We start from the raw sequence: 12,002 nt of genomic DNA, 5'->3' as shown, positions 1-12,002 counted from the left end.
GAATCAGCTATTTTCAGGAAGAGACTGGAGGAAGAAGTTTCCGTCTTAACACTGGAGGTAGACCACAGTCTTTCAGGGCTGGGGCAGTTGAAAACAAGGGTTCAGGCTTTTATAGAAATGTTGTAAAAGCTGCATTCCAACCTCGTGAACTATCCTGCAGCAAGCTTTGAAAAACTATGCCTTTTTTTGAGGAAGTGCCCCTGAGAGCGAATTCATTAGAGTAGAGGACTGAAGAAGTAGAGAGGTGGTTTACTAAACTTCCACTTTTCTACTTTCCTACTCTTCCAACCTATTTTCCCTTGTCTTTTTCCATTACTCTGCTATAGTAGCCAAAGATAATATCTATAAAAAATCCCAAAGGGAAAAACAATCTTACCTGTTAATTTTAGGGGGGGGGTATCAGTGGCGGAAATTGAGGAAAGTAAAGCCTGCTGGCCAATTGACCATCTCCGAATGGATATTAGAGAGATTATTGATGGAATCCCGGTAGGAGTTGCTCTAATCTCTCCGGACTTACGCATTCATGCCATCAACCGAGCCATGGAAAGCCTCACTGGTTTCAATAGAAAAGAAGCCTATGGTGTCCCCTGCCGTTATATTATGAGAAATAACCTGTGTCCCATAGGATGTCCTGCCAGAAAAATTCTGGAGAAAGAAGACCAGATCAGTACGGAAGGAGATATCATTAATCTCGCTCGACAGAAGGTGCCGGTCATAATCAATCTTTCGCCACTGAAGGACCATGATGGCAAACCTATCGGCGTTATCGAAACAGTCGAAGATATCTCTCTGGTCAGGGAGTTTGATCAAAAAATCCAGGGTCCATCCAGCTACCATAACATAATCGGCCACAGCCCTCAAATGGAAGAAATATTCAAAACCTTGCAGCTTATTTCTCAAACCGATTCTTCGGTTTTGATAACAGGCGAAACAGGCACAGGTAAAGATTTAGTGGCTGAGGCAATCCATATCTCCTCAATGCGGGCAAAGGGACCTTTTATCAAGATAAATTGTGGTGCGCTGCCTGAAAACCTTTTGGAATCTGAATTATTTGGACATAAGCGGGGTGCATTTACCGGAGCAGTCGAAGATAAACAGGGACGCTTTCGTATGGCTAACAATGGGACTATCTATCTAACAGAGATAGGCGATCTTCCTTTATCCCTCCAGGTTAAGCTCCTCACTTTTTTGGATGATAAAGAATTTTACCCCCTCGGTAGTAATAAACCGGTAAAATCGGATGCAAGAGTTATTGCCGCAACACATAGGGACCTAAATAAGATGGTAAGACAGGGCACATTTCGAGAAGACCTTAAGTTTAGGTTGAAAGTTATCCGTATAGAGCTGCCCCCTCTGAGGGAAAGGGGAGATGATGTCAGGTTGTTAATGAATCATTTTTTGCAACATTTTTCTAAAAAATTTAACAAGCAGATTAAAGGATTTTCCTTGAATTCTATTCCAATCATGTTAAATTATACATATCCCGGTAATGTACGGGAGCTTAGAAACATCGTCGAATTTGCCGTAAATCTGTGCCAGGATGAAGTAATTCATCCCGAAAATTTGCCCTCCTATTTACATGAATCTGTAACCATGGGGGTACCTGTGACTGATAATCCAGCAAACACTTCTTCTAACACATCAACCCCCCTTATGTATAGAGAATCCCTTTACAAAGCCACGAGTCATTTTGACTGGGAGAAGATTGAGCGACAGATGATCGCTGAGGCTCTTGCTCAATCCAGGGGCAACCGAACAGGCTCGGCTAAACTTCTGGGATGGGGGAGGGCAACCTTTTATAGAAAGTTGAAAAAGTACAAGCTTGGATAAAGATTGATGGAAAAAATCCTCATAACCATCTATGAAGAAGATGTTGCACCTCGTTTTGATCTTTCCTCTGTAGTATTTATAGCCTCCTTAAATGATAAAAGAGAGACCATTGAAAGAAAAACTATAGTCCTGACCTCTGCCTCTCCGGAAGAGTTATGCCATATGATTCTCTCACAGGGAATAACCCATCTTATATGTGGCGGGATTGAAGATGAATTCTATCAGTACCTCAACTGGAAGAAGGTGGAGATTATAGATTCAGTGATCGGACACTATGAAGAGGTTTTAGATCTCTTTTTAAAGGGTCGTCTGGAACAAGGAACCAATCTGATGTTTCAGAAAACTCAGGGGTAAGGGGTTATGGTCGGGATTAAAGAAAGGTTTCACAAGTGGACCAGAATAGGGACGCCTGATTCTCTTTATAACGATGAACCACCTCAAAAGCACTATGTCAGGTTGCGGAGAAACCTGATGATAATTATTCTCTCTATGGCAATAACCCCCATGATATTAATGGCTATCATAAATTATCATCAATACAGGAATGCCATAAGGGAAGAAACGATTAAACCCATCCAGAGTCAGTTAACCAACCTTAAACATGTTCTCGACATATTTCTTGCAGAAAGAAAGTCTTCTCTTAATCTAATAGCCAACTCTTACGATTTTAAAGAAATCAATGATCAGACAAAGTTGAGCAAGATATTTATGGTTCTACGAGAAGAATTCAAGGAATTTGTGGATATAGGCGTCATCGATTCTTCCGGACTGCAAAAAACATACGTTGGTCCTTATAACCTGGGGGGTAAAGATTACAAAGATCAGGGCTGGTTCAAAGAGGTAATGGTTCGCAATGAATACATAAGCGATGTTTTTATGGGTTACAGGAGGTTCCCTCACTTTGTTATAGCAGTGAAAAGAGACCTTCACAATGGAGAATTCTGGGTTATTCGGGCAACAATTGATACAGCAAAATTTAATCGTATTATTACCTCCATGGAGTTAGAACCCGGGAGTGACCTCTTTTTAATCAACCAGGATGGAATCTTACAAACACCGTCCAGGTACTATGGAAATGTACTGGATAGGTACCCTCTGTCTATGCCAATTCTAACTCAGATTTCCAGTGCCGTTGTTCAGGAAAGATATGTTTCTAAAGAATATCGGACATTAATAGGGTACGTCCGTCTGGATATAAAGCCTTTTATACTAATTTTTATCAAAAAACCGGGGGAAATCATGAAAACATGGTTTGCCTTAAAGAGCGAGTTGTTCTGGGTGCTTTTTTTTAGCTGTATCTTAATCATCGGTGCCTCTTACGGAATAGTAAAAACCCTTGTAAGACACATCCAGGAATCGGACGAACGCAGGGGAACCGCCCTTCGTGAAGCGCAATACGCTAATAAGCTGGCATCCGTTGGAAGATTGGCTGCGGGTGTTTCTCACGAGATCAATAATCCCCTTGCTATAATTAATGAAAAGGCTGGTTTAATGAAGGACATTATCGAGCGTAATGAGAATTTTCCTGAAAGTGAAAAGTTTCTAGGATTAATAAGCTCTATTCACAGATCAGTGGATCGGTCCCGTGTGATTACTCATCGACTCCTAAGCTTTGCAAAAAGGATGGATGTCAACCTGGAGGACGTCGACCTTGCAGATCTCCTCAAAGAGGTTATTGGATTCCTTGAAAGGGAAGCCTTCCACAGAAATATAGACTTGAGATTAGATTTTGATCCAAAACTTCCAAGAATAATAAGCGATAAGGGACAGCTTCAGCAGGTATTTCTCAATATAATTACTAATGCGTTTGAGGCTGTGGAAAACGATGGGATAGTTTATATAATAACCTCTATTAAGGATGCAAACAATGTTCAGATTGTTGTTAAAGATAATGGTCAGGGCATCCCCGAGGAATACCTTCCCCATATCTTTGAACCATTTTTTACCACAAAGAAAAAATACGGAACAGGTCTGGGTTTGTCTATAACATATGGAATTGTACAGAAACTTGGGGGGAACCTTACCGTGCAAAGTAAGGAGGAAGAAGGAACTACTTTTACTGTAATTATCCCGATAAAGAGTAACCCATATTTTGAAGAGGGAAATCATGTCTAATCTAAAGGTACTGCTTGTTGATGACGAAGAGGAGTTTGTAACTACACTGTCGGAGAGGCTGAGTTTAAGAGGCATTGAAACGGAGGTAGCTTACAACGGTGAAAATGCCCTGGCTAAAATTAATCAAATAAGCCCGGATATTGTTATTTTAGATGTTATGATGCCGGGATTAAGTGGCCTTGATGTTCTCAGACAGATTAAAGCGATATTGCCTGATATTCCAGTTATTTTGCTTACAGGGCGTGGTTCAACCAGAGAAGGAATCGAAGGCATGAAACAAGGTGCTTTTGATTACTTGATGAAGCCGATTGATATCGAAGAGTTAATAAAGAAGATGAATGAAGCTATGAAAAGCAGGTAATATTGAGTAGGACGAATAGTCTGTATTATGAAACCCACATGCCTCAAAGAAACACAAAGGATAAGGAAAATGTCTTTGCGAGGAGTTTGCATTAGGCGGGCGAAGCAATGACAGGAATAGGTGCATTTTCAGGTGAAAATAACAGATGAGCAACTTCTTAAAATTAAAGAAATTGCTTTTATTGGCAAGGTAACCGCCAGCCTTTCTCATGAGATTAAAAATATATTGGCTACTATTAATGAGTCATCAGGGCTGGCTGGTGATCTTTTAATTAAAGGGGACCAACAGAAAATACCCCATTTCACCAGATTGGCTCAGCTCAATATAAATATGCAGGAACAGGTCAAAAGGGGCGTAGAAATAGTCAAACGCCTGAATCGATTTGCTCATAGCATGGACGAGGAGGCGTCTTATTCTGACCTCAATGATATTATCCTTCTGACAGTGGATATTGCAAAAAGATTGGCTAGATTGAAAGGGGTAGGACTGGAAACTACACCTACAAATAACCCAATAATATATATACACAATGATCCATTCAAAATAGAACAGTTACTCTTTGGTTGTATAGAATACTTGCTGGATTTGCCAGCGAAGAAAAGCCTTATTAAAATAACCGTTAAACAGAACGAGGATAGTACCTCAATAATCATCTCAGATGATTCCTCAAAAGTAAGCCCTTCTTGTGAGCATAATGAAGCAGAGGAAACGAGTGATTTACACATGACATTCCTAAATATATTGATGAATGAAATCGGAGGTTCTGTAAATTTTACTCAATCTCAATCCGGCAATACAATCACATTATCTTTCCCCTTTAAGCCTCCTTGAAAAGACCGCCTGCCATTTCTACCCACTTTTGTCTCATATAGTATCAGATTGATACATTAATGGGCTGCCAAAAGTGTCTTATATTATATCATAATGATACACTACCTGCCTATAATCTTGCTAACTCTTTGATTATTGGTATTTTTTTGTTATGGCATGCATTTTGCTCTTTATTAAAGACAACCGACAACAACGAAAACCAAAACAGATGGACTCGTAAAAAGTCAAAATTGGGATGGCAAAGTAAAAAGCTCCAGATGCAAGGCGCGCAAATACTGAGGAGTGAGGCGTACTTAGGGGTACGCTGCAACGACGAAGGATGCAGCGTAACGCCGCAGATGGACTTTTTACGAAGCCATCAAAACAAAAGGAGGTCAATCATGAAAAATATTAAAGGAAGAATTGAAGATTGGTTTGCCGCAGTGGCCTTTGCCGAAGCCGGTGAAGGAAAAACAGCACTGGAGATTGCAGGCATACAAAGGAGACCTCAAAAAAGACTATCATTTGACAATTTGATGGCGGCTATTACCTTTGCTGAAGCTGGATTGCATGAGTATGCATTAGAGTTTGCAGGAAAAACCGCACAAAAAAAGAGTAGCAAACCCCTATCCATCGTCCTTCCTGGAGTGAAGATATGGTATGGCACTGCTACTGTAACCTGTTAGTAGATCGTTTCGAAAATAGTATCCCGATGCTATCATTTCGAGTGAAACGAGAAGTCTTATTTATAATGGTCAGGTAAAAAAAACTGAGTAGCTATCTATCTTGCTCCTATGGGAGAAGTGGTGAATTGAAGGTTATGCTGGTAGGCAACAACACCACGTTTATGGAGAACCTCTCTGAAAAGATCAAAGGGGGCGGCTTAAAGGTGTTCACCTCAAGCAGTGCAAACGAAGCTGTTAATACATTAATAAAGAAGAAGATTGATGTTGTTGTACTCAACATGAAAGAACTTCAAATAAGTGGGATTCACATCCTTTCCCGCATCAAAAAGGTCCGTCCCTTAACAGAGGTGGTTATGCTCACAACCCCCTCCATTATTCATCTGTCTATAGAGGGTATGAAACTCGGTGCATTCGACGACCTTCTTTTACCTCCGGATATAGGTGACCTTCAAAGAATGATCAGAGAGGCAGGCATCAGGAAGAAAGAAAAAGAAGCTGAGGAGAAGAAGAAAAGAAGATCTATCATTGATACCCTCGATGATATCGCTGTATCTGCCACTTATGCCGAGGCAGGACAATTTGAAACTGCCATGGAAATCTTGAAAAAAAGAGAAAAGGAGAAATAAAATGAAGAGAAAAATGAAGGTGCTTCTGGTAGATGATGAAGAAGAATTTGTTAAGGCCCTCGCTGAAAGACTTGAAATGAGAGACCTTAGTTCAGATACTGTTTATGACGGAGAAGGGGCTTTGAGTTATGTTGAAAATCAGGAACCCGATGTTATGGTTCTCGACCTTAAGATGCCCGGGATTGATGGTATGGATGTCCTTAAAAAAGTGAAAATGGCATACCCCGACATCGAGGTCATAATGCTGACAGGGCATGGAACCAAGAAGGATGAAGAAGAGGCTAGAAGGCTGGGGATATTTGATTATATGGAGAAACCTGTTGATATCGATAGTCTGGTCAAGAGAATGAAAGACGCCTTCAGAAGAAAACTCGACAGGTATACTGCTGCTGCAACCTTTGCAGAGGCAGGGGAGGCAGATGAGGCGAAAAAAATATATGACGAAAAATAACGGTTTAATTTTGATGGCTATGCTATAAGGAGTAAACAATGAAAGAAATAAGAGTGAAAGATATAATGGTGCCTGTGGAGGAGTATGCAACGGTGCATAAGGATAGTTCTATGGCTGACGCTGTTTATGCCCTGGAGGAGGCACAAAAGGCATTTGACGTTTCCCGTGAAAGGCATCGCGCCATTCTGGTCTATGACAACAACAAAAAGATAGTAGGGAAACTAAGCCAAAGGGATGTTATCAAAAGCCTTGAACCAAAATATGACTCCTTAGGAGACTTGAGGTCGGTGTCTCGTTCAGGTTTCAGCCCTGAATTTATAAAATCGATGTTAGAAAAACACAATCTATGGGTGGACGACCTGGAAACTCTATGCCACAGAGTTGCCAAGATGAAGGTTAAAGAGGCGATGTACGTGCCTACAGAAGGTGAAAAGATAGAGGAGGATGCGACTTTTGGAAAGGCATTGCACATGTTTATTATCGGTCATCATCAGTCTCTTCTTGTAACCAGGGTAGAGGATATTGTTGGTATTTTACGTCTGGTAGATGTATTCAAACTGGTCTGTGAAAGGATAAAGGCTTGCAGAATTTGATGGAGTAGCGGATGTCCTTTGAAGAGAGTAGTGGAGGTAGACAGGATGGAAGAAAAAGGGAGTATGGGAATACCGGAAGAGATTGTCGTTGCAGTTCCCAACCCGGGGTTTAACTGGAAAAGGGTAACATTTATCTTATTAGGGATTGCTATTTTCCTTTTTATTTACTTTATGCCGTTATGGCCAGACGCCGTAGACCCTGCCGGGAAGGCATTCCCCTTATCCAGAGAGGGGAAGGCATCAATTGCTTTGTTTTTGCTGGCCGGCATCTGGTGGGTATTTGAGGTTATGCCTATTGGTGCAACAAGCATCACTATTGGTGTTGTCCAGGCTATCTTTGCTATACGTCCTGCGAAAGAGGCATTCAGGGATTTTATGGACCCGTCTGTCATGTTCATATTCGGGTCAATAGTCGTTGGACTGGCATTCACAAAAACAGGTCTGACAAGGCGTTTGGCTTACAAAATGCTGGAAGTGGTTGGTGAGAGAACAAGCATGATTCTGTTGGGGGCTCTTTTGATAACAGCAGGACTTGCCCATCTGATGGCACATACAGCAGCCGCAGCGACTGTGTTTCCGATACTCATGGCTATTCACACCCTTTATGGAGAGGAAGAAGGGCCAACAAGGTTTGGGAAGGCACTCTTCATCGGCATGGCGTATGCTGCAGGGGCTGGAAGTATTATAACAATCCTCGGCTCTGCCCGCGCACCTGCCGCAGCAGGAATGTTCAGGGAATTTACCGGAACGGATATAAGCTTTTTTGAATTGACAAAATACATGTTTCCTGTCGGATGGCTGATGGTATTTTTTATCTGGGTTATACTAATGATATTTTTGAGACCGGAAAAAAAGGTAATCCCTGGTCTGAGGGATAGGGTAAAAAAACTCTCAAAAGAACTCGGTCCCCTTAAAAAGGATGAGAAATTTGTGATCTTCTGTGTATTGGGCGTGGTTATAACCATGTCCTTACAGTCTGTATTTCCTGCATTAAAGGCGCTGGACAGGGCAGCCATTATGCTTGTATCTACCCTTCTCTTTTTCTTAGTAGGGGTGCTCACCTTAAAAGAGCTCGAGGACATACCATGGAACATTATCCTGCTATTCGGTGGTGCAATGAGTATTGGATTCTGTCTCTGGCAAACGGGTGCCGCTCAGTGGATGGCTATTGAATGGCTTGCAATGTTCGAGAAGGCACACTGGCTGGTTTTTGTTTTGAGTATAGCGTTTTTTGTCCTGATTTTGACCAACTTCATTATGAATGTTGCGGCTATTGCAATAGCTCTTCCTGTTTCCCTTGTTGTAGCAAAATACCTTGGCGTAGCACCTGAACCAATTCTATACGCTTCACTTGTAACAGCAGGTATGCCCTTCTTGCTCTTAATAGGTGCTGCACCAAATGCCATCGCGTATGAATCGAAACAGTTTACCACTGGAGAATTTTTCGGGTATGGTCTGATACCTAGTTTAGTCCTTATGGCTGTTCTGGCAGTTGCTCTCTTAATACTCTGGCCAATGCTGGGAATGCCGATTTTGATTAAATAAACAATGAAGCTGAAATAAACCTGAGTGTAAAACAACGGGAGGATAAATGGGATTTACGGATGTCCTGTGCAGGTTTTTCCCGAAGGTATATACTGAAGCCGATTTTGTAGAGAAGACTTACGGTATACTCAATAAAGCAGGTTTTAATGCTGACAACACAATTGCCTCTGCCAACGTATGTAGAGATGAGATTTCACAGACAATAGTCAACCTGATAAGAGAGAGATGGGGAGAGGCATTCAACCTCTCTGGCCTTGCAGGTATGTTCTTTGCCGGCAGAACAGCCCTGATAGCAGGGATGCATCATGCACCGATTGAAGCCGGCAGGGAACGTTATGTTTATTACGCCTTGCCTCACATAGCAATCGGTCCTGGTGGGGAAATAGGAGTCTGTAAACGTAAAGGCAGAGAAAAGGAAGGAAACGCATGCGGTGCCTTGAACGCCTTTCATAAAGAGATGACAGGAGGCAGGGTCAATCTCTCAATGGACAATGAAGACATTGAACAGAGCCTTCTTAAGATGCGTCTGTTAAGGGAGATACCCTATGGCCATGTTCCTGACCTTCTTGCGCTTACAAGGATAACACATAAGGTTATCCAGGCAGACCTTGCGAATGCGCTCGATAATATCGTGGATACAGAGAGGTGTGATTACGCTCTGATGACAGGCATACAGATCCATTGCCCTGATGATAACTATGTATGGCCTGCCTCTTCTTTTGCAGTTATAAACGGAGTGAGACAGGAAATTACATTTTAAAAATCTTATAAGTAGGTGTGACCCAACGGGTCATCCCTACTTATCAAAGGGAGAAACCTATGAAAACAATGCTGTTATTAGTGGACGATGAGGAGAGTTTTGTAGATATACTGGCAGAACGATTGAGGAATCGGGATTTTGATGTCAATACTGCCCTGAATGGGGAAGATGCCCTTCAAAAGATCAACGAATACAATGTTGATGTCGCTATCGTCGATGTTATGATGCCTGGTCTCAGTGGTATTGAAACCCTTAGAGAGATAAAGAGACTGAAACCACTTGTAGAGGTGCTAATGCTCACCGGTCATGCAACAGTAGAGACTGCCATAGAGGGTATGAAGCTTGGTGCATACGATTACCTGATGAAACCATGCGATATGGATCAACTCCTGGCAAAGATCGGAGAGGCAAAGGATAAAAAGAATAAGCACGAAGAAAAGATCAGGGAAGCAAAGATAAAAGAACTCTCTTCAAGGTTTGTTTAACCCTATAAGTTATTTTTGCCCTGCGAGGCAAATGAAAGCTGAATCCGACAAAAATCATCAATATTACCGTATCCTCACGAGAATGATTGTAGTGTTAATGATCAGTATCTCCATTATACCTCTCATCTCCATCGGGGGGATAACTATTTACTACTACAGTCAATCCTTAAAGAATAATGCCATAGTATACCTGGAAACCATCGTTAACAAGCATAAAATCCATATAGATACATTTCTGGAGGAAAAGCTGGCTGACATCCAGACACTTGTAGACTCAACTACTGTGGAGCAGCTCCTTAATGGTTCATTTTTAAGAGAAAGGCTTGAAATACTGCAAAATAGGTATGGGGATTTTGTTGACCTTGGGGTTATAGACAACAGGGGATACCAGCGTGCCTATGCCGGACCCTTTCAACTTGAATATGCAAGATATTCTGATGCGGATTGGTTCAAGAAGGCTATGACCAGGGATTACTTTATCAGCGATGTCTTCCTTGGCATTAGAGGGTTGCCCCACTTCATTATAGCGATAAAAACGAAGGATAATGAGGGGAGAATCTGGATTATAAGGACTACTATAGATATAGAAAAATTCACTTCACGGGTTGAAAACATTAAAATAGGCAAGACCGGCCATGCCTTTATTTTGAATCTCAGCGGAGAGTTTCAAACGAATCCAAAATTTAAGGATAGGGAAGACATTCATTTTGTATATTCTATCCTTAAGAAAACATTCCCTGGAGCTAGTGGTGTTTCAGTCGTTGAAACCGAAAAGGAAAAGAGAAAGAAGGTAATCTACGCTATTTCATTTCTCAAGAATAGAGAATGGATGCTGGTCTGTAAACAGGACTCGGCAGACGCCTTTTCATCCCTCTACCACGTGAGGAAATTGGTTATATATATCTCTTTTGTAAGCTTCTTTTCAGTCCTGTTGATAAGCTTTCTCCTTACAAAAAAAATAGTGGGACGTATAGAAAGGGCTGACATGGAAAAGGTAAAGATGCGTGAACAGGTCGTAGAGGCAGGTAAACTCGCATCAATAGGGGAGCTAGCAGCAGGCATCGCTCATGAGGTGAACAATCCCGTGGCTATCATGGTGGAAGAAGCGGGGTGGATGGAGGATTTGTTGGAAGAGGGAGAACTCCAAAGCAGCGATACACTTTATGAGTTCAGGCGTGCCTTAAAACAGATAAGGGCACAGGGAATCCGCTGCAAGCAGATTACACATAAATTGCTGAGTTTTGCACGTAAAACCGATTCAAAGCTTTATAACTTAAATTTGAATGAGTTGATTGAAGAAGTAGTAGGACTTTCCCAAAGGACAGCAAGGTATAGAAGTATAAAGATAGAAACTAAACTCAGTCCGGATATTCCCCCAATTACTGCATCACCATCAGAGGTTCAGCAGGTTCTTCTCAATCTGATAAACAACGCTATCGATGCTATCGGTAAAGATGGGGGGGTAGTTAGTATAATGACCCACGTGGATGATGGTTTTGTGGTTATTGATGTGTCTGATACTGGGCGTGGTATCCCTCAAGCTGATATTCAGAGGATTTTTGACCCGTTTTTTACTACAAAGCCGGTGGGTAAAGGTACAGGGCTTGGATTATCCATCTGTTATGGGATTATCGATAGAATGGGTGGGAGGATCAGTGTCAATAGCGCCCCAGGAAAGGGTACAACCTTTCACGTACGGCTTCCCATCGGGACAGAGAGAAAAGAGGTTTGAAAAAATAG

At 41.8% G+C, this 12,002-nt stretch carries 14 protein-coding genes; all 14 read left to right on the top strand.

Annotated elements, in window-relative coordinates:
• Positions 1 to 9 precede the first annotated feature (9 nt).
• Complete coding sequence (locus AB1401_09080; protein MEW6615603.1) at positions 10 to 126, top strand: 2-hydroxyacyl-CoA dehydratase family protein; 117 nt, start codon at positions 10 to 12, stop codon at positions 124 to 126.
• Between the two features lie 276 nt (positions 127 to 402).
• A complete protein-coding gene (locus AB1401_09075; GenBank protein MEW6615602.1) occupies positions 403 to 1,830 on the top strand; it encodes a sigma 54-interacting transcriptional regulator in 1,428 nt (475 codons plus the stop codon).
• Positions 1,831 to 1,836: 6 nt separating this feature from the next.
• Positions 1,837 to 2,184: a dinitrogenase iron-molybdenum cofactor biosynthesis protein gene (locus AB1401_09070; protein MEW6615601.1), complete on the top strand. Its 348-nt coding sequence runs from the start codon at positions 1,837 to 1,839 to the stop codon at positions 2,182 to 2,184.
• A 6-nt stretch (positions 2,185 to 2,190) separates the two neighbouring features.
• Complete coding sequence (locus AB1401_09065; protein MEW6615600.1) at positions 2,191 to 3,945, top strand: ATP-binding protein; 1,755 nt, start codon at positions 2,191 to 2,193, stop codon at positions 3,943 to 3,945.
• On the top strand, positions 3,938 to 4,306 hold the full coding sequence (locus tag AB1401_09060) for a response regulator (GenBank protein ID MEW6615599.1): 369 nt from the start codon (positions 3,938 to 3,940) through the stop codon (positions 4,304 to 4,306). The genes AB1401_09065 and AB1401_09060 overlap by 8 nt, the downstream gene beginning before the upstream one ends.
• Positions 4,307 to 4,438: 132 nt before the next feature.
• The gene (locus tag AB1401_09055; GenBank protein MEW6615598.1) at positions 4,439 to 5,137 is read left to right on the top strand and encodes a hypothetical protein; all 699 of its coding nucleotides are present in this window, start codon (positions 4,439 to 4,441) and stop codon (positions 5,135 to 5,137) included.
• Between the two features lie 380 nt (positions 5,138 to 5,517).
• Positions 5,518 to 5,802, top strand: coding sequence for a hypothetical protein (locus tag AB1401_09050; protein MEW6615597.1), 285 nt, complete (start codon positions 5,518 to 5,520; stop codon positions 5,800 to 5,802).
• 134 nt (positions 5,803 to 5,936) lie between these two features.
• Complete coding sequence (locus AB1401_09045) at positions 5,937 to 6,428, top strand: response regulator (protein MEW6615596.1); 492 nt, start codon at positions 5,937 to 5,939, stop codon at positions 6,426 to 6,428.
• A 1-nt stretch (position 6,429) separates the two neighbouring features.
• Positions 6,430 to 6,879 (top strand): response regulator, encoded by a 450-nt coding sequence (locus AB1401_09040; GenBank protein ID MEW6615595.1) that lies wholly within the window; start codon positions 6,430 to 6,432, stop codon positions 6,877 to 6,879.
• Positions 6,880 to 6,917: 38 nt separating this feature from the next.
• Positions 6,918 to 7,472 (top strand): CBS domain-containing protein, encoded by a 555-nt coding sequence (locus tag AB1401_09035; protein ID MEW6615594.1) that lies wholly within the window; start codon positions 6,918 to 6,920, stop codon positions 7,470 to 7,472.
• Positions 7,473 to 7,535: 63 nt separating this feature from the next.
• Positions 7,536 to 9,017, top strand: coding sequence for an SLC13 family permease (locus tag AB1401_09030; GenBank protein ID MEW6615593.1), 1,482 nt, complete (start codon positions 7,536 to 7,538; stop codon positions 9,015 to 9,017).
• A 46-nt stretch (positions 9,018 to 9,063) separates the two neighbouring features.
• Positions 9,064 to 9,777 carry a hypothetical protein gene (locus AB1401_09025; protein MEW6615592.1) on the top strand — a complete coding sequence of 238 codons (714 nt, stop codon included), beginning with the start codon at positions 9,064 to 9,066 and terminating at the stop codon, positions 9,775 to 9,777.
• A 59-nt stretch (positions 9,778 to 9,836) separates the two neighbouring features.
• Positions 9,837 to 10,262, top strand: coding sequence for a response regulator (locus AB1401_09020; GenBank protein ID MEW6615591.1), 426 nt, complete (start codon positions 9,837 to 9,839; stop codon positions 10,260 to 10,262).
• Between the two features lie 31 nt (positions 10,263 to 10,293).
• Complete coding sequence (locus AB1401_09015) at positions 10,294 to 11,994, top strand: ATP-binding protein (protein MEW6615590.1); 1,701 nt, start codon at positions 10,294 to 10,296, stop codon at positions 11,992 to 11,994.
• Positions 11,995 to 12,002: the final 8 nt, after the last annotated feature.

The sequence above is a fragment of the Thermodesulfobacteriota bacterium genome (assembly GCA_040757775.1).
In the GTDB taxonomy this organism is placed as follows: Bacteria; Desulfobacterota; UBA8473; order UBA8473; family UBA8473; genus UBA8473.
The sequence above is the reverse complement of the archived record's forward strand: the minus strand, read 5'-3'. Positions and strand labels throughout refer to the sequence as shown.

Bases quoted from the DNA above. Each gene is read 5' to 3' on its own strand.
- AB1401_09050 (MEW6615597.1), top strand. From the start codon at position 5,518: ATGAAAAATATTAAAGGAAGAATTGAAGATTGGTTTGCCGCAGTGGCC.
- AB1401_09030 (MEW6615593.1), top strand. From the start codon at position 7,536: ATGGGAATACCGGAAGAGATTGTCGTTGCAGTTCCCAACCCGGGGTTT.
- AB1401_09045 (MEW6615596.1), top strand. From the start codon at position 5,937: ATGCTGGTAGGCAACAACACCACGTTTATGGAGAACCTCTCTGAAAAG.
- AB1401_09035 (MEW6615594.1), top strand. From the start codon at position 6,918: ATGAAAGAAATAAGAGTGAAAGATATAATGGTGCCTGTGGAGGAGTAT.
- AB1401_09070 (MEW6615601.1), top strand. From the start codon at position 1,837: ATGGAAAAAATCCTCATAACCATCTATGAAGAAGATGTTGCACCTCGT.
- AB1401_09015 (MEW6615590.1), top strand. From the start codon at position 10,294: ATGAAAGCTGAATCCGACAAAAATCATCAATATTACCGTATCCTCACG.
- AB1401_09020 (MEW6615591.1), top strand. From the start codon at position 9,837: ATGAAAACAATGCTGTTATTAGTGGACGATGAGGAGAGTTTTGTAGAT.
- AB1401_09065 (MEW6615600.1), top strand. From the start codon at position 2,191: ATGGTCGGGATTAAAGAAAGGTTTCACAAGTGGACCAGAATAGGGACG.
- AB1401_09040 (MEW6615595.1), top strand. From the start codon at position 6,430: ATGAAGAGAAAAATGAAGGTGCTTCTGGTAGATGATGAAGAAGAATTT.
- AB1401_09025 (MEW6615592.1), top strand. From the start codon at position 9,064: ATGGGATTTACGGATGTCCTGTGCAGGTTTTTCCCGAAGGTATATACT.
- AB1401_09060 (MEW6615599.1), top strand. From the start codon at position 3,938: ATGTCTAATCTAAAGGTACTGCTTGTTGATGACGAAGAGGAGTTTGTA.